General features: G+C 37.6%; 17 protein-coding genes. 3 read left to right on the top strand and 14 right to left on the bottom strand.

The window, feature by feature from the left end:
* Positions 1–29 precede the first annotated feature (29 nt).
* The 11 genes from panB to rpoZ form a co-directional block, all read right to left on the bottom strand.
* A complete protein-coding gene (gene panB, locus MCY_RS03785) occupies positions 30–845 on the bottom strand; it encodes a 3-methyl-2-oxobutanoate hydroxymethyltransferase (protein WP_007347049.1) in 816 nt (271 codons plus the stop codon).
* Complete coding sequence (panC, locus tag MCY_RS03780) at positions 842–1,702, bottom strand: pantoate--beta-alanine ligase (protein WP_007347048.1); 861 nt, start codon at positions 1,700–1,702, stop codon at positions 842–844. Before panC ends, panB begins: the two co-directional genes overlap by 4 nt.
* A gap of 43 nt (positions 1,703–1,745) precedes the next feature.
* Positions 1,746–2,477, bottom strand: a complete 732-nt coding sequence (gene recO, locus MCY_RS03775; RefSeq protein ID WP_007347047.1) for a DNA repair protein RecO — start codon at positions 2,475–2,477, stop codon at positions 1,746–1,748.
* A 30-nt stretch (positions 2,478–2,507) separates the two neighbouring features.
* Positions 2,508–3,407: a GTPase Era gene (era, locus tag MCY_RS03770; RefSeq protein ID WP_007347046.1), complete on the bottom strand. Its 900-nt coding sequence runs from the start codon at positions 3,405–3,407 to the stop codon at positions 2,508–2,510.
* Complete coding sequence (rnc, locus tag MCY_RS03765) at positions 3,400–4,107, bottom strand: ribonuclease III (protein ID WP_007347045.1); 708 nt, start codon at positions 4,105–4,107, stop codon at positions 3,400–3,402. The genes era and rnc overlap by 8 nt, the downstream gene beginning before the upstream one ends.
* On the bottom strand, positions 4,088–4,903 hold the full coding sequence (gene lepB, locus MCY_RS03760) for a signal peptidase I (RefSeq protein WP_007347044.1): 816 nt from the start codon (positions 4,901–4,903) through the stop codon (positions 4,088–4,090). Before lepB ends, rnc begins: the two co-directional genes overlap by 20 nt.
* A gap of 78 nt (positions 4,904–4,981) precedes the next feature.
* Entirely contained in the window at positions 4,982–5,383 is a 402-nt protein-coding gene (gene acpS / locus MCY_RS03755) for a holo-ACP synthase (RefSeq protein WP_007347043.1), read from the bottom strand.
* A gap of 25 nt (positions 5,384–5,408) precedes the next feature.
* Complete coding sequence (locus tag MCY_RS03750) at positions 5,409–5,999, bottom strand: DUF2062 domain-containing protein (protein WP_007347042.1); 591 nt, start codon at positions 5,997–5,999, stop codon at positions 5,409–5,411.
* A 93-nt stretch (positions 6,000–6,092) separates the two neighbouring features.
* On the bottom strand, positions 6,093–6,671 hold the full coding sequence (pyrE, locus tag MCY_RS03745; protein WP_007347041.1) for an orotate phosphoribosyltransferase: 579 nt from the start codon (positions 6,669–6,671) through the stop codon (positions 6,093–6,095).
* A gap of 15 nt (positions 6,672–6,686) precedes the next feature.
* Positions 6,687–8,909, bottom strand: coding sequence for a RelA/SpoT family protein (locus MCY_RS03740; RefSeq protein ID WP_007347040.1), 2,223 nt, complete (start codon positions 8,907–8,909; stop codon positions 6,687–6,689).
* A 127-nt stretch (positions 8,910–9,036) separates the two neighbouring features.
* Positions 9,037–9,435 (bottom strand): DNA-directed RNA polymerase subunit omega, encoded by a 399-nt coding sequence (gene rpoZ / locus MCY_RS03735; protein ID WP_007347039.1) that lies wholly within the window; start codon positions 9,433–9,435, stop codon positions 9,037–9,039.
* Positions 9,436–10,001: 566 nt separating this feature from the next.
* Here rpoZ and MCY_RS03730 point away from each other — a divergent pair.
* Positions 10,002–10,670 carry a uracil-DNA glycosylase gene (locus MCY_RS03730; protein ID WP_007347038.1) on the top strand — a complete coding sequence of 223 codons (669 nt, stop codon included), beginning with the start codon at positions 10,002–10,004 and terminating at the stop codon, positions 10,668–10,670.
* A gap of 25 nt (positions 10,671–10,695) precedes the next feature.
* Here MCY_RS03730 and smpB read toward each other — a convergent pair whose 3' ends face one another.
* Together smpB and dapA are read right to left on the bottom strand one after the other, a co-directional pair.
* Positions 10,696–11,172, bottom strand: coding sequence for an SsrA-binding protein SmpB (gene smpB / locus MCY_RS03725; protein WP_007347037.1), 477 nt, complete (start codon positions 11,170–11,172; stop codon positions 10,696–10,698).
* Between the two features lie 18 nt (positions 11,173–11,190).
* A complete protein-coding gene (gene dapA, locus MCY_RS03720) occupies positions 11,191–12,075 on the bottom strand; it encodes a 4-hydroxy-tetrahydrodipicolinate synthase (RefSeq protein ID WP_007347036.1) in 885 nt (294 codons plus the stop codon).
* Between the two features lie 249 nt (positions 12,076–12,324).
* Here dapA and MCY_RS03715 point away from each other — a divergent pair, with 249 nt between their 5' ends.
* Positions 12,325–14,424: a lytic transglycosylase domain-containing protein gene (locus MCY_RS03715; RefSeq protein WP_007347035.1), complete on the top strand. Its 2,100-nt coding sequence runs from the start codon at positions 12,325–12,327 to the stop codon at positions 14,422–14,424.
* A gap of 799 nt (positions 14,425–15,223) precedes the next feature.
* Here MCY_RS03715 and MCY_RS03710 read toward each other — a convergent pair.
* Complete coding sequence (locus MCY_RS03710) at positions 15,224–16,015, bottom strand: energy transducer TonB family protein (protein WP_007347034.1); 792 nt, start codon at positions 16,013–16,015, stop codon at positions 15,224–15,226.
* 256 nt (positions 16,016–16,271) lie between these two features.
* Here MCY_RS03710 and MCY_RS03705 point away from each other — a divergent pair, with 256 nt between their 5' ends.
* On the top strand, positions 16,272–18,446 hold the full coding sequence (locus MCY_RS03705) for a TonB-dependent hemoglobin/transferrin/lactoferrin family receptor (protein WP_007347033.1): 2,175 nt from the start codon (positions 16,272–16,274) through the stop codon (positions 18,444–18,446).
* Positions 18,447–18,545: the final 99 nt, after the last annotated feature.

The following is an 18,545-nucleotide window of genomic DNA, read 5'->3' as shown; positions in this document are numbered from 1 at the left end:
TTTTCAAAACTTTCATCTTAAACTAGAATTTATTTCAGTTTATAAACTTCCTTATCCGCTGGAAAAGTACGAGATATAACATCATCTGCATAGTTTTTGATTGCAGTTTCCATAGCTTTTTCAAAGTCTCCATAACGACGTACAAATTTAGGCACATGAGCACCATAGCCCAACATATCTTCCATCACCAATACTTGTCCATCACACTGATTGGAGGCGCCTATCCCGATGGTTGGAATAGAAAGCTTTTCTGTAAGCTTTACAGCTAAAGGTTCGACAATTCCTTCTAAAACAACAGCAAAAGCACCTGCCTTTTCAATCGCTGCTCCATCTGCCTCAATTCTTTGCCAATCGCTCTCCTTACGTCCTTGTGTTTTGAAACCACCAAAACGATTCACCGCCTGGGGAGTAAGACCGATATGCCCCATCACTGGAATACCACGTTTACATAAAAAATCTATTGTTTCCGCTATATAAACACCACCTTCAAGCTTAACTGCCCCACACCCCGTTTGGGCTAGAATACGTGATGCATTTAAAAAAGCTTGCTCTGGACTTTCCTCATAAGAACCAAAAGGCATATCAATAACGACAAGAGATTTTTGAGACCCACGTACCACGGCCTTCCCGTGTAAGATCATCATATCTAAATTAACAGGAAGCGTTGTCTCAAACCCATATACAATCATACCAACACTATCGCCAACCAAAAGAATATCGCAATAGGGGTCAGCAATCCGTGCGGTATAAACTTGATAAGCTGTTAAAGCAACAATCGGCTGTTGTCCCTTTCTTGAGCATATTTCGGAAGATGTTATACGCTTAACAGTTTGATGCACAATCATTTTATGCCCTTTTCTTGCAATATATATTGATCAATAAGCCTTACTTCACCAAAGCGAACAGTAAGGAGTAAAACTGCAGATTTAGTCAATATTCCTTTCAACTCGCATAAGGTTTCCGCATCCCGTAAATCTACTGCTTCAGTGATTGCACGTGTTTCTTGTTGTAAAATATCACGAACAGTTTTGCATAACTTATCAACAGACCGTTCACCTTCATGGTAAAGTTTTTCAGCAGCCTTCCCACTTTTAGGAATAATTTTGGCAGCTTTACGATCTTCTGAGGATAAAAACTGATTGCGGGAAGAATATGCAACACCATCTGCTTCACGTAAAATAGGAACGCCAACAATCTCAACAGGAAAAGCTAAATCTTTAACCATACGCCGAATAATTAAAATTTGTTGAAAATCCTTTTCTCCAAAAAAAGCTTTATCAGGCTGAACAATATTAAAAAGCTTAGCAACAACACTTGTTACACCACAAAAGTGCCCTGGACGTAATCTTCCTATCAAAATACGTGATAATTTTTCCACTTGCACAATTGTATCATTTCCCGATGGCCACATTTCATCGACAGAAGGAGCAAAAACATATTCAACACCCGCTTTTTTTAATAAAGCACAATCGCTTTTTAAATCTCTTGGATATTGAGCAAAATCTTCATGAAGTCCAAATTGCTTTGGATTGACAAAAATAGATACCAATACGCGATCACACATTGCCCTTGCACCCTGGACTAAGGCAAGATGACCAGCATGGAGCGCCCCCATTGTTGGAACAAAACCAATCGAAAGACCTAAATGTCGTTCCTCTGAAGTATATCGGCGGACTTCAGCAACTGTTTTTAAAATTTTCATTTTTCTATTCTAATCAATTATTATCCGATGAACAAATTAGCGCTTACATACCAAATCGACGCTTAAACAATTCTATAAAATTCACACGCACTGACGGCTGCCTTATATCTCGTGGCTCCCAAACATAACGCATAAGAAAAAAGCCTGTTAGTATAAAACCATTGATTATGTCACTAAAATCTGTAGGACGAATTGCTCTTTGCACAAGAAATTGTGGCAGAATGAGGAGCCTTTTTTTCCAAGGTTCCCCTGCTTCTTTACAAACTGCCCGTCCAGATTTTGGCGATACGTAATGAAGCCTTTCCTGACTACCTGTTGCAGCACAACAAGATAAATCAAGACCAAAACCAAGTTCTTCAAGAAGCCGCATTTCAAAACGTACCAGCAATTCCGCACTGACAAATAGTTCCTCAAAGTTCTGCATAAAAAGGTGTAAAATATCATATAAAACGGGATGGGGATCACGCTCAGGAAGAGACCGTAAATGAAAAGTGATCACTTGCAAAACATAAAGTGCTCCTGGTAAACAGATTAATCGTGCTGCATGTAAATCAAGAGCTTCAAGCCGAAAAAGTCCCAAATGTTCTTCTAAACGTGCCCACCATTCAGCCTCAACAAAATTTCCAGGTTGAAGAAGAGCTGCCATACGCCGCGAACGCCCCCCTTTTACCACTCCCATATAACGACCGCGTTCACGTGTCATAATCTCAAGAATAACACTTGTCTCACCATATTGGCGTGTACCAAGAATAAAGCCTTGTTCTTTCCACTTCATTTTATTTTAATTATTTTTTAAAGCTTATTTTTAAAAATCCAATCCCATTTCGCGATAACGTTCTGGATCATTATCCCAATTATCACGCACTTTCACAAAGAGAAAAAGATGAACCTTTTGATTCATAATTTCCATGAGATCCTTGCGAGCTGCTTGACCAATCGCTTTAATTGTATCGCCTTTTGCTCCTAAAACAATCTTCTTCTGACTCTCACGCTCAATATAAATAACTTGATTAATTTTGACAGAACCATCTGAACGTTCTTCCCAGCTTTCTGTTTCAACTGTTGAAGAATAAGGAAGTTCATCATGAAGACGAAGAAAAAGTTTTTCACGCGTAATTTCAGCAGCAAGATGACGCATAGGCATATCTGAAACTTGATCCTCCGGATAATACCACGGCCCCTCCGGCATCATTGCACTGAGTGCATGAAGCAAATCCTTGCAACCAGAACCGTTTAGAGCAGAAATCATAAATGTTTGCGCAAATTCCACACGTTCATTTACTTTAGTAGTTAATGCTAAAAGAGATGACTTAACAATTGTATCAATCTTATTAAGAACAAGAATCTTTTCTTGTTTCATATTCTTTACAATATCTAACATCATATACACTTCATCCGAAAGGCCACTTTGAGCGTCAATTAAAACAAGCAAGACATCAGCACGCTTAGTACCTCCCCAAGCAGCAGATACCATGGCACATTCTAACCGTTTATGGGGGCGAAAAACACCTGGTGTATCGACCAACACAATTTGCACATTATCATGAATAACAATACCGCGAATTAAAGTGCGTGTTGTTTGTACCTTATGCGTTACAATTGAAATCTTTGTTCCAACCAATTGATTAACCAATGTTGATTTACCAGCATTAGGCATCCCAATAAACACAACAAACCCAGAACGCGTTTTCATTACGTTATTCATGATCATTTTTTCCCACTGTTTTCCATACACCCTCTCGTCGTAAAATCTTTTCAGCCGCCATTCTTTCGGCACACCGTTTAGAGCTTCCCTGTCCAATCTCTGAAGCAAAACCTGAAATACTAACCTCTACCATAAAAACAGGATCGTGATCTGGACCTGAACGTTTTATAACCTGATAATGTGGTTGTGCATTTCCTTGGATATGCGCCCATTCCTGTAATTCTGTCTTGGCATCACGTCGATCAGCATCCATTTTCTTTGCCCGAATTTGCCAATATCTTTGAATAAAAGGGCGAACGCTTTCCAATCCTCCATCGAGATACATTACAGCAATCAAAGCTTCCACAACATCTGCATGCATATTAGTGAGTCGACGCCCCTCGAAATTTTTCATCTCAAAACCAACACGGATCATATCGGGTAGCCTCATTTCGCGTGCAATTTCAGCACATGTCTGCGCATTAACCAGATGATTCAAACGGACTGATAACTCACCTTCACTTGCCTGAGGGAAAAGTTGATACAACATCTCTGCAATCAAAAGTCCTAAAACCCGATCCCCTAGAAACTCTAATCGTTCATAATTCCCTTGTTCTGAATCTTGTACACTCGAGTGTGTTAATGCCCTTTTCAATCTCTCTTCATCTTTAAAACGATGCCCAGTCAACTTGAAAAGCTGATCAATCATTAGACATTTCATCGTTGTTTCCTTGCTTGATAAACGGTAAAACACGAACCGTATTTATGACAGAAAACAAACGGCTCCAACGCACATCATATGGCCAGCGCCAAATCTTCCAAGCACTTGAACCATTACTGATAGAAAAGAAAATTACACTCGCGCGGCCAATAAGATTTTCTTCTGGAACATAGCCTACATCTAAACGACTATCATCTGAATTGTCACGGTTATCTCCCATCACAAAATAATGTCCTTGAGGAACTTCAAAGACTTTTGTATCATCAACTTTTGGAATGAAATCTAAATCAAGTGTATCATATCTAACACCGTTAGGCAGTGTTTCCAGATAAACCTTAACAGGATAATCAACCTCTGTTATATCAGAATTGTTAACCTTACCCATAAAGTGACGTGAAACAGCCTCTCCATTAATATAAAGAACACTTTGACGAACTTGGATACGATCACCTGGTAGTCCAATAACACGTTTTATATAATCAATATTCGGATTACTTGGTAAACGAAAAACGACCACATCTCCACGTTGAGGTTGAGATGCCCAAATGCGTCCAGAAAAAATGGGAGGAGAAAAGGGGATGGAAAAACGAGAATACCCATATGCATACTTAGAAACAAACAGATAATCTCCCACCAATAAAGTAGGACGCATCGAACCGGAAGGAATACTAAACGGCTGAAACAAAAATGTTCGGATAAACGCTGCTAAAAGCAGAGCCTGAATTAAAACAGAAATAAATTCAAGAATCCCACCTTTTTTTTCTTTTGTATGCACTGTATCTTTTGGGATTATCATCGCATTGCCTTCTCATCACAAATATAACTTTTTTTCATCATAATATTCAAATAACAAAAGCACAATCTCTTACAATATCTATCCACGTGGAAGTGCTTCGATAATAATAAAGGCCTGAGCCCAAGGAAAATCATCTGTTATGCTGAGGTGGATAGCTGCATCATGATGAGGAGGTAATAACTTTTGAAGTTGCAGTTGTGCACGATTTGTTAATTGCATTACTGGTTTACCAGATGGCAGATTAACAACCCCCATGTCTTTCCAATTGATACCACAGGCAATTCCCGTTCCTAAGGCTTTAACACATGCTTCTTTAGCAGCAAATCTTTTTGCATAAGAAGAAGAACTTTTTTTGAGATTTTCAGACCTATTCCTTTCGATATCCGTAAAAATACGTTGGATAAAACGCTCACCATAACGAACCAACATTCTCTCGATACGTCGTATATCAACCAAATCATTTCCAAGACCAACAATCATAAGATATTATATCATCCGATCTTTCCTACGATGAACGATTCTTTAAACGCTTTTTTTTTATAATCTTTTGATACCGTTTATGTTTAAAACGAATCGTTGCTCTATAAACACCTACATAAGACAAACCACCAAAAACAACACCTAAAAGAGTTCCACCTAAAATCATAGGTCTCATAATTGTGTCCCATGCACCTTTAAAAAGAAGAGAAAAATTTGACACTGTTAAACCATTAAACAGAGCACGAATTTGAGAAAGAGAAATCTCATTGATATCGCTAAAAAACGATAAACAAAAATACCCTACTTTATAATCAGCCATTACAATTAATAAAAATGTGAGTGGATTAGAAAAAACCGTACCAATGATTGCGGCAGCAAAATTTGCACGCAAAAGCCAAGAAAAAAATATTGCCAAAATAATATGCAACCCAAAGAAAGGGGAACAAGCTAAAAAAATGCCAACAGCAACCCCTAATGCAACTTCATGCGGTGTTGCTGATATACGCAAAATACGTTTATATATGTAGCAAAATGAACGAGAAAATGAACGACTTGGCCATAACCAAAGTCGAATACGCGTTACAAAATCTATTGGTTCTCGACGACGAAAAAGCATATAACTCCAATATACATCGCTTAAAGATGAAATAATCTATATCATCTAAATTAATCTTTTTAAGCTTTTGCATCAAAAAAAATAGAAAGACAATTAAATATTTCGACTGCCTGGTTTAATCGCTGGAAGAACAGAAAGCTCTGCTGGAAGTGCATCACTCGCATAAGAGGCTATCTCGTATTCAGCAAGCGCAATCAATGGAACCCCAACATTGACCTTACCACCAGAACGATCAATGATACATGCACTAGCCAATACCTCTGCTCTTGCTGCAACAAGCGCCTCAACGGTCTCACGAATGGAAAGACCTGTTGTCACAATATCTTCGACAATAATAACCCGTGCACCCTTCTTGATTTCAAAACGACGCAATTCAAAGATGCCATTTACGCGCTCTACCCAAAGAGAAGGAACACCAAGGTGACGCGCAGTCTCATACGAAGGAATAAGACCGCCAATTGCGGGACCAACAACATAATCAATGTTTTCCTCGATAGATTCTTTGATTTTTTCCGCCAATCCACGACATAACTTTTCCGTCAAATCAGCATGCATAAATACTTTCGCCTTTTGCATATAAATCGCACTATGGCGCCCCGATGTTAAAATAAAATGTCCTTCTAGAATAGCATCTGCTTGTTTAAAAATATCAATGACATCTTGTGTATTCATTGCAAAATCTTTCTTTTATCCATGAACTCGCCGTACTGTACTTACTGAACCTGCCTCTTTTAACTGAGAAAAAATACGATTCAAATGTTTTAAATCCCAAACTTCCAAATCAATCATAATTTCTGTAAAATCTGGTGCTGTACGGATAAAAGACAAATTTTGGATATTGGCATCGTTAGTAGAAATTATTTGCGTAATTTTAGCTAAAGAACCAGGACGATTTACAGCCAAAATATTCATCCGTGCAGGAAAACGTTCATTCATTTGGGCATCAATATCCCAGCGGACATCAATCCATCTTTCTGGTTGATCATCATACGCCATCAAAGCTGAAGACTGTATTGGATAAATAACGATTCCCGCGCCTGGTTGCATAATACCAACAATTCGATCTCCAGGCACAGCCCCTTCTGGTGAAAAACGTACGGGTATATCTCCACGCGTTCCTCGAATAGGTAATGCTTTAGATTGATGATTTTCGATTATTGTATCCTTTTCATTTTCTGGAACTTTAAAAATCATACCTTGAGCATTTTCAATATTAAACCACCCTTCTTCCCCAGGCTTGAAAGATGGCTTTTGTACTACACGCTCTTGATAATCAGGATAAACCGCTTTAATCACATCAGCGGAAAACAGTTCTCCACGCCCAACAGCAGCCAATACGTCCTCTACATCTTTACGTGCCAAACGCGGCAAAACTTTCTTCAAAACATCTTTTGAAAATTGTTTTCCCATATATTCAAACGAACGCTCAAGAATACGATATCCCAAACCCGAATATTGCTTACGTACCGCAGCTCGGCTTGCGCGTCGAATAGCTGAACGTGCTTTACCTGTGACAACAAGAAATTCCCACGCAGCTGGCGGAATTTGTGCATGTGAACGGATAATATCAACTTCGTCACCATTTTTTAATTTAGTCATTAAAGGCATAATACGACCATTGATTTTTACCCCCACACAAGAATCACCGATGTCTGTATGGACTGCATAAGCAAAATCAATAGGCGTAGCGCCTTTAGGAAAAGCAATTAATCGACCTTTTGGGGTAAAACAAAAAACTTGGTCTTGAAAAAGCTCAAGTTTTGTATGTTCTAAAAACTCTTCCGGATTATCTCCATCAGATAAAGATTGTATCGTTTGACGCAGCCATGCATAGGCATTCGTTTCACTTGATAATTTCAAAGTCGAATAATTGGAACCTTGTTCTTTATATATGGAATGGGCGGCAACTCCATATTCAGCAACTTCATTCATAGCAGCCGTTCTAATTTGCAATTCAACCCGTTGTCTCGAAGGCCCCACAATGGTTGTATGAATAGAACGATAATCATTTTGCTTTGGTATAGAGATATAATCTTTAAAACGACCAGGAACCATCGGCCATGTCGTATGAATGACACCAAGAGCACGATAACAATCATTCACGGATTCAACAATCACACGAAATCCAAAAATATCCGATAGCTGTTCAAAAGATAATGCTTTACTTTCCATTTTGCGAAAAACTGAATACGTTTTTTTCTGACGGCTTTTAACATCTGCTTTAATGCCATTTTCCAAAAAAAGTTTTGTCAACTCATTTTCAATTGTGAAAAGCAAATCACGGTTGTGATTCAATAATTCGGAAAGTCGATTGGTAATCGTACGATGACCTTCTGGATTTAAATAAAAGAAAGAGAGATCCTCTAATTCCTCGCGCATATCCTGCATACCCATACGACCCGCAAGTGGCGCATAAATATCCATTGTCTCCTCAGCAATTCGTCGACGTTTATCGTCACGCATAACGCCCAGAGTACGCATATTATGAAGACGGTCCGCAAGTTTAACTAAAAGAACACGAACATCATCAGAAATGGCAATAAGTAGTTTACGAAGATTTTCTGCCTGTACAGCTTTCTTTGATACAAGATCAAGCTTATTAAGCTTTGTAAGCCCTTCAACCAACTTCCCAATTTCAGAACCAAAAAGCTGATCAATTTCTGCTCGCGTAGCACTTGTATCTTCAATTGTATCATGCAAAAGAGCAACAGCAATCGTTGCTTCGTCTAACCGCATATCTGTTAAAATAGCAGCAACTTCTAAAGGATGAGAAAAATAAAGATCACCTGACGCACGCTTTTGATGTGCATGCTTTCTCATTGCATAATCATAAGCTCTGTTTAAAAGAGCTTCATCTACGTCAGACTTGTAATGCTGAACACGCCTAACAAGCTCACACTGACGCATCATACAAACACATCCTTTATCTTTTCACACCTCTAATCCTTATTGAGAACATCTTATCAATAAAAGATAAGAAAAATAACTCCCCTCACATAACAAGGTATCTTGCCCCTCGTAATATCAACCAATGCAATTAATAATCGTCATTTTTTTCTGGAACAACCAAACCTTCGATACCCGCTAAAAGCTCTTCTTCTGACATATGATCAAAAGAAATTCCTTCTTCTTGCGATGATGTATTAAAAACACTTTCAGTTTTACTTGAATGGGTAATAAATTCACTTGCTATTTCTGGCTCATCCACTTCTACATGTTTTTGCAGCGAATGAATAAGATCTTCTTTTAAATCAGCGGGCGATAATGTTTCTTCTGCTATTTCACGCAAAGCAACAACTGGATTTTTATCATTATCACGATTAACGGTAATCTGCGCGCCTTGTGAAATCTGACGTGCCCGATGACCTGCTAAAAGGACTAATTCAAAGCGGTTATCAACTTTATCAATACAATCTTCTACCGTTACGCGGGCCATTTATGCCTCTCTCATAAAAAAAAACTTAATAGTGGATAAGTGGAGTATATACAATAATCAGAATAAAACACAAGAAAAACAATACAAGCTTTCAATTTTTTGCTTAAAGAACTTATTTGAAGAAAATTCTTGGAAACTTTATAAAAAATGTATATCCTATTTATGTTCGTTATCAAAGTTGCCCTTAAAAGCATTCCAATAGATTGGATTCAAGCAAAGGAAGATGTTTCTTGACAAAATATCTCATTAGAGTCTTGATCCTTTAAAAAAAATGCTGGCTCTTAAGAGTTCTTTCCAATAACAACAGCCTTATGCATACTTTTTATTTTTATGATTATAAATTTATGAAAAATGGAATTCTTTCTTTGAACATTATATATCTCGCACTCTTAATTCATCGAATAAATGACTGAAAGAGTATCTCTTGTTACATTATAATTAGTTATAAGTTTATATTAAGCTTTCTTCTAAAACAGTTTATTTATATTCTAGATTGTTTATCAAAACATGATCCATCAGATACGCCATAAAAGACTCAAAAGAATAAAAAATTGATCCCTAACGCCATGAATAGCCCATTCACATCGCTTTGCCCAGAGCCACCCCAAAATTGCAATTTGTGCCCTAGGCTCCATCAATTTATCACTGACTGGCGTATAAAAGAACCAAGTTGGCATAACGCACCGGTACGCCCTTTTTTTCCTTATAAAGGAGCAGACACAACGCGTCTTCTCATTGTTGGTCTTGCTCCTGGATTACGCGGAGCCAACCGAACTGGACGTCCATTCACGGGTGATTATGCTGGGCACTTACTTTATTCTACTTTGAAAAAATTCGGATTTGCCCAAGGAACCTTTGAGGAAAGAGCAGATGATAATCTTGAACTGATTGATGCTGCAATCGTTAACTCTGTTCGTTGTGTTCCACCAGAAAATAAACCCACCGGTACAGAAATTAATACGTGCCGCTCTTTCTTTTCGCCTCTTTTAACAAATCTTCCAAAACTTAAAGCCGTTATTACCTTGGGCGCCATTGCACACCATTCAACCATACGGGCTCTTAATGCAAAAGTTTTAGCTCACCCTTTTGGACATGGCAAAATCAATAATATTGGCAGATTACGCATCTTTTCAAGCTATCACTGTTCTCGTTATAATACGAACACTGGTCGCTTGACAGACGCTATGTTTCACCAAATTTTTCAAGCAGCTAAAACATATTTAGATCAATGCTAAATAAATAAAGCATAGCCCAAATCGATCATCCATATTTTTTTAAAAATCTTGCTTTTTCACGCTCCCAATCACGTTTTTTTTCCGTTTCGCGCTTATCATGAAGTTTTTTCCCACGTGCTAGAGCAATCTCTAACTTAACGCGCCCACGTTCATTAAAATAAAGTTTGAGAGGAATAAGTGTCATTCCTTCACGGGATGTTGCATTAAAAAAACGTGCCATCTCACGTTTTGAAAGTAATAATTTACGCAAACGTCGCGGTTCATGATTAAAACGATTAGCCTTCGTATATTCAGGAATATAGCTGTTGACTAACCATAATTCCCCATGTTCAAAACTAGCGTAGCTTTCAGCAATATTAGCATGATTGGAACGTAAAGACTTAACTTCCGCTCCATGCAGAACAAGTCCCACCTCAAGATTATTGATAATCTCAAAATTAAAACGTGCTTTACGATTGTCAGCAATTATTTTTCGTACGAGCGCATTCTTTTTTTTATTCATGGTTTTGTCAATATTATTTTATGCTTTAAAAAGACCAGCATGACTGAGAGCTGCATCAATAATCTTTTTTGTACTTTCTGTTAATGAAACAATCGGTGAACGCACAGTATCACCACAAAACCCTAATTTTGCAGCAGCATATTTAATACCTGCCGGGCTAGGTTCAATAAACACAGCACGATTGAGAGGCATTAAGCGATCATTTAATTCTCGTGCCGTTTTATAATCACCACGAAAACAAGCGGCTTGAAGTTCTGCACAAAGCTTAGGAGCAACATTGGAGCAAACAGAAATACACCCCACACCTCCATGTGCATTAAAACCTAACGCTGTACAATCATCACCGGAAAGCTGTACAAAATCCTTGCCACATTTTTCACGTTGTTCACTAACGCGCTCCATTCTACTTGTTGCATCCTTAACACCAACGATATTTTTAAAATCTTGATAAAGATCTCTCATCGTTTCCACTGCCATATCGATAACAGAACGACCAGGAATATTATAAATTATAATCGGAATAGAAACAGCTTTAGCAATAGAAGAAAAATGCTTGTATAAACCAGACTGATTTGGTCTATTATAATAAGGAGTGACGACTAAAACCGCATCTGCTCCAGCTTTTTGTGCGTATTGTGCAAGCTCTATAGCCTCACTTGTGCTATTGGACCCTGCTCCGGCAATAACAGGAACACGCTTTGCGACCTGCTCAACACACAATGCTATAATTCGCTTATGTTCTTCATGACTTAAAGTTGCTGATTCACCTGTTGTCCCAACAGGACTTACGCCGTTGACCCCTTGTCTAATCTGCCATTCAACAAAATCACAAAACGCTCTCTCATCAATTGCTCCCTTCTGATCAAACGGTGTAATAAGCGCAGTTATAGCTCCCTTGAGCATGATAAACTCCCTATAATGTTCGCTTTATATTTTTTTAACAATCGCCTTTATAAATTTAAATAGAACATAATCTTGCTCTATCATTGAAGCAAGATGAATTTTAAAAAAAGCTCTCATAAGATGACCATGTCTCTCCTTAAATTTTGAACATTTCTTTAAAACAGGCAGTCTATATTAACGCGTTTTTCATGCTTGTGTTCTATAAATCCTTAAGTTTTTACAAAAGCAAGGTCTCAAGGTCTTTTCTCTATGCGTGTATTTTTCACCTCTCTTTTCGTATCAACCTTTACTGCATTTATACTGGCAATAAGAATTTTATTTTCAAGTGCATATGCACAAACACCTCTTTTACATGGGGAAACGCCTATCCCTTTGGCGCGTCCTGCCTCCTCGTCCGCAAAAAAAGAAGCTCAAAAACCTCTTCAACAGATACACACGACATCACACAATACTGCAACACTCAAACAACTAAAAGCTGGGTTAGAGGCCCTTGCAAACAACAATATTGCAAAAACAATAAACCTGCGTAATTCAATGGAAAAACATAGCCTTGACCATCATATTTTAACATGGGCGCTGGGGATATCAAACCAAGCTAATATACCAAGCGCTGAAATATTTAATGCAATCAACATGCTAAAAGGATGGCCTGGTATAGAAACAATGCAACGCAATGCTGAGCGTGCTTTTCTTAACGAAACCAACGTCACACACGCAATCCTTCAAAAATTTTCTCATCATCCACCCCGAACAGCACAAGGTATGGCTCTTTTCGCTAAAGCACTTATTGCAACAGGACAAACCACTCGTGCTCAACACGTTATTGCACCGTGGTGGCATAAAGCACAGCTTAATGCAAAAGAAGAAATGTTTGTCCTTAAAAATGCAAAAGCGGCCTTAAAACCTATTGATCATTTAAAACGCATGCAATTTATGCTATATGCGCACCGTTTTGATTCAGCAGAGCGTGTTGCAAAATTAGCCCATGCTCAATCTCTTTTTAATGCTTTTGTGGCTGTCGAAAAAAATGATCCTAGAGCCACACAAAAATTACAAGCTGTAGAGAAAACATGGCAAAAAGACCCACTCTTTCAGTTTTCTCGAATGCGCTATCTTCGGCGAACAGAGCAATATGATGTAGCTGCAGAACTTATGATGAAAACACCAAAAGATGCATTTCGTCTTATGAACCCTCATTCATTGTGGAAAGAACAACGTGCCCTTTCTCGCGAAATGCTCGATTTAAACAAACCCAAAATCGCTTATCAACTTGTTGCAATGCATACTAACACTAGTATAGTATCTGCATTAGCAGTTGATGCTGAGTTTCATGCCGGATGGTACGCACTACGGTTTCTTCATAATCCTAAATTGGCAATGCACCATTTTTCACGTATTCCTCAACTATCTCCTTTACCTTTTTTTGCATCACGTGGATATTACTGGATGGGGCGAGCAGCAGAAGCGCTAGGCGAACATAAAAATGCCCAGTATTACTTTCATCGCGCAGCTCATTTTGGTGCAACTTATTATGGTCAACTAGCCGCTGCACGACTCAATCAAAAAAAGCTTAACATTTCTTTTCCTAAACCAACAAACGCTGAGCGACAACATTTTAGTGCACGAAAAGCTATCAAAGCAATTCAACGTCTTGAAGAAGCCGGCTATGCTGATTTTGCTAAAATTTTTTATAGAGAACTCGGAAAAAATATAGAAAGCCCCGGTGAATTAGCTCTTCTGACTGTTATGGCAGAAAAAAATGGTGACTATTATACCAGCCTAAAAATCGGAAAAATGGCTGCTTTTCAAGGTAAAAATGTTGGAGCACTTTCTCATCCTTTGGGAGCCATACCAGCTTCTGCTCATATTTCTGTAGAAGAAAAATCGCTTATCTATGCCATTGCACGCCAAGAAAGTGAATTTAATCCAACAGCCATATCAAAAGCAGGTGCACAAGGTATACTCCAATTACTTCCTACAACAGCAAAAGCACTAGCAAAAAAATACTCAATAGCATGGTCTCCTAAAAAACTCAGCAGTGATGCTCATTATAACGCAACATTAGGCGCCCACTTTCTCAATGAACAATTGGAACGTTTTAATGGATCCTATATCCTAACGCTTATTGGTTATAATGCGGGCCCCCGTCGAGTTAATGAATGGATAAAACGTTATGGCGATCCTCGAGGAAAATCTCTCGATAACGTCATTGATTGGATTGAGCGCATTCCTTATACAGAAACACGGAATTACGTGATGCGTGTCATGGAGAATTATGGTGTCTACAAAGCAAGACTCACTGGGAAAATAGATCTAAAAACCGACTTGCTTTCTGGTCGATGGAAATAATATACCTTAATCTTCCCAAATAGCATTGCGTTCTTAAAAAGTATTTTAATTCTTTTTTTAAATCGTACTTACACACCAGCCTGCTTACAATGTATAAGTAAGCGATTTTGATTGATTCATTCTCAATAGAGTATAAATAGGAAAATCCTATGCTATTCAAAGCTTTCATTTCGAATATAAAATAATGAATTATCATTATAAATCATCATGTTGCATAAATAGTTCATTTCTTCTCAATACATAAACGACATTATTATAGAGATTATCAATACAAGAAAAGTGAAATGAATAGCACATTCTTTTATTGTTGCTGATTCATTAACATTCAAATCTTGTACAATAGCATGTTTTGAAGGTATTTTTTCTGCTTACAATATTTCTATAACCCATAGGGGTGGGTCATTACTTATGCCTGTTTGGATCATCTCTAAAGCAAAAAGATAGACTCATTGGATTTAAAAGCCTTAAAAAAGTACTTACGAAAATCTTCTCATGAATGGTATAAAATCTATTAGATACGGTTAACCTTCACTTAATAAACACTATACTCCTATTATTCCATAACTCCCAGTGTTGCAACACCCCTTTCATCTAGAGTATTCATAAGGAAGATATTTACTGCTTTTCTTAATTTTTTTTACCATACTCCCCACTTGCCCACTTAATATCATAAGTAAGCAGATGTTTTTGATTGCTTCAATGTCAAAAAAATTTCCAAAGAACTATATTTGAACTTTTATTCAAACTATAAGTAATAAAAAAATCAATATATCACTTAACATAAAGCGCCCCATAAAAATCAGCTAAATATCAAGGATACTCTAATCGCTTTATTCACTTTTGATGGTGGAGGGGGTGGAAAAGAACCAATACGTTGAAGTGCCGCCATTGCTAATCGATCAAGTTCTGGATCTCCAGCAGAAGCGACAACACGGCTAGAAAAAATATTCCCCTGCTTATGCACCCTAAATTCTAACTTCACCGTTCCTTTGGCCCAACTGGTACGCTGTCTCACAACATAATTTTTTTGCCTTTCTAATTGTGACTGCACCTTTGCTAACCACTCCATTAACAACATATCTTCAAGTGCCGCTGTGCTGCCCCCCTGTTTGGCGACAGATGAATGCACGGCCTTTACAGATAGCTGTTTTACGACTGCTTTTGGTACCGGTATCGGTTTTTTTTCAAAAATTTTATCTTCTACTTTTTGAAGAAGAGATTCTTCCAAAGATTTTACTGTAAAATCATCTTTTTCTACATCATAAATACGCTGTAGCCCTTCCGGTTGAACTTCATCCACTGTTTCTAATATCTCAGCTTCTTGCTTTGCAAGATCTGGCGGCAATAGTTCTGGTTCCGTGCTAACATTTGATAAATCTGTATCACGATCTGGACTCGACGAATCTATACCAACATCCAGATATAGAGCCTCTTGAGCAAAAGTTAGCATAACCGTTGATGAGAGTATACCTTTACTTACACCAATATTTCGAAAATAAAACTGTGCTCCTAATGCTATATGCAAAAAGAGAGCACCAACAAATGCACAAACCCAAAGAGTTGATAACTGCCTCGTATTTGCAAAGCTCATCGTTTCTTCCGTTGCTATTCTATAATGCAATATTCAGTATTTTGTCATTCGGTATTTCGTCTCATTAAAACAGGCTATTTTGAAATTGCAACTTTTTTCTTGACTGATTTTATCATGTTTAATATGGTTCTTGTGCGATTTTATCTTATCAAATCATTCTGGGCGACGAGTTTATGATAGGGTTAAGTCAAGCGTTTCTTAATATTAAAACTTCAAGCTTAGAGAGGGGATATTCAAAAAAAGGTTATAATATGTTATGCGAATAATACGAAAAAATATCCATAAAAGCTGTATGATTTTAGGTGCATTGTCGGTCTGTATACCTTCATTTGTTTTTGCACAAAACAGCGGTAAGAATGGTGTAACTGAGCTCAACCCAATTTTTATTAAAGGAAAAAAAGTAGAAGATTCTTCAAATTCGATAACCATTCTGACTGATCGTACAACCGATAAAAATATTGATGAAAAACAAGTAACCGATGTTTATGACGTTAGTCGTCTTAATCCTTTCGTATCCTATAATTCAGAAAATAACAGTTTCGTTGTTCGTGGTTTAGATGCGAACCGTGTTCTTACAACAATGGATGGTATTTCTCTTCCGTGGTTTGATGATATATTGCGTGGTGGAGGTGGAAATACAACTTTTGATTTCAATGCACTTTCTACGTTTGATACTATTCAAGGATCAGATTCTAGTCTTTATGGTTCTGGTGCCTTAGGAGGCATAATTGCATTGCGTACCCTTAATCCTGAAGACCTTATCGTAGAAGGAAAGAATTGGGGAAGCCTTATAAAAAGTGGTTATCATTCTGTTGATAACAGCTGGCGAATCGATCAAGCTTTTGCTGTACGCAATTACCGAACATTCTTGCTTTTCCAAGGATCTTATGTAGAAGGTCATGAACGCAAAAATATGGGAACAGTGGAAGGATATGAAGAGCGCACGCGTAAGAATCCTTCTCATTTTGACAAAAATAACTTGCTTTTTAAAATTCATCAATATTTGAGCGATAATCATCGGCTTGGCTTTACCGCAGAACGTTTTGGTCATGATAGCAACACACATTCATTAAATTCATCTAAAAGATATGCTCCAGGTTCTGTTTATGAGCGGGATAATAAACTTCGTGAGCGCTTTTCTCTTTCTTATAGTTATAATGGTAATGACGATGCGGTACTTGATGCATTTAATGGGAAACTTTATTGGCAAAGGCAATCAAATCGTTACATCATGACTGGGGTTCGTGTTTCAGCTCCCAAAGGGGATTATTTGAGAGATAATTTTTTGCGTAATATCAACTATGGTTTCAATGCTGATGCACTTAAAAAAGTGAATTTTGACACTATAAGCCATACGTTAAAGTTTGCAACGAATGTTTCGTCATCTAAGTTTCATCACTATTTATTAGGGAAAGACAATTGTCATGTAAAAGAATACGCTCGAGGATGTCTTTTTGTTCCTGCTAATCGATCAGATTCACCAGATACAAATGGTTACAACTTAGGTTTTGTTTTTGAAGATGAAATTGGTCTGGTTGATAATCGTTTTCGTGTAACGTCGGGGATTCGGTATGATTGGTATAAATATATTCCTCAGAAAACATCTTCTTATGAGAAAGCGCTAATTTCTGATAAATTCCCTCCAGAAAGAAATGGAGCGCGCTTTTCTCCTAAATTACGCATGGAGTGGGATATTCATAATCAAGTAACGCTCTATGCTCAGTGGGCACAAGCTTTTCGTGCACCACGTATTTCAGAACTTTACGTCTCTTATATCAAACCTTCTGCTTATTACGTGAAAGGAAACCCTGATCTTCAACCGGAAACAAGCAATGGGTATGATGTTGGTCTAAAGTATGGAAATGAAAATTTTGGTGGTTCTTTCAATGCCTTTATTAACCAATATAAGAATTTCATAGATACTGAGGATAGAGGGCCATCAGAAGAATTTAGATTTGCACGTCGGCATTACATGAATCGTTTTCGCGTACAAATTTTTGGTGTTGAAACAAAAGCGCATTTAGTTCTTAAAAATGGTTTTCATAGCAATATTGCTCTTGCTTATTCACAAGGAAAAGATCTTGATAAAAAAGAATATCTTAACTCAATTCCTCCTTTGAAAACAGTTATCGGATTAGGATATGCAAAAGAGGTTTGGGGAAGCGATATTATCCTTACTTTGGCAGCCAAACGTGATAAAGTAGCTAAAGAATCTGAGTACTCAAAAATCCCAGGATACCATGTTGTTGATATGACAGGATGGTGGAAACCATTCGGTGAAACAGGACCTACTTTAAGAGCTGGAGTTTATAATCTTTTCAATACAAAATATTGGAATGCATCAGAACTTCCTTCAAAAAGTAATACACCGAAAGATTATTATAGCCAACCTGGTCGTAACTTTAAGCTATCATTCGTACAAAAATTTTAATCACTTCTATTAACTCTTAAGTCAATAGAAAATCATATCGATAAAAGGATAAATTATTTGTGTTTCTATTTTTAGCATCTTTAAAATTACAAAGACTAA

Origin of the sequence: Bartonella rattimassiliensis 15908 (assembly GCF_000278215.1) — a bacterium.
Lineage (GTDB): Bacteria > Pseudomonadota > Alphaproteobacteria > Rhizobiales > Rhizobiaceae > Bartonella > Bartonella rattimassiliensis.
This window is presented reverse-complemented; position numbering and strand designations above follow the sequence as displayed.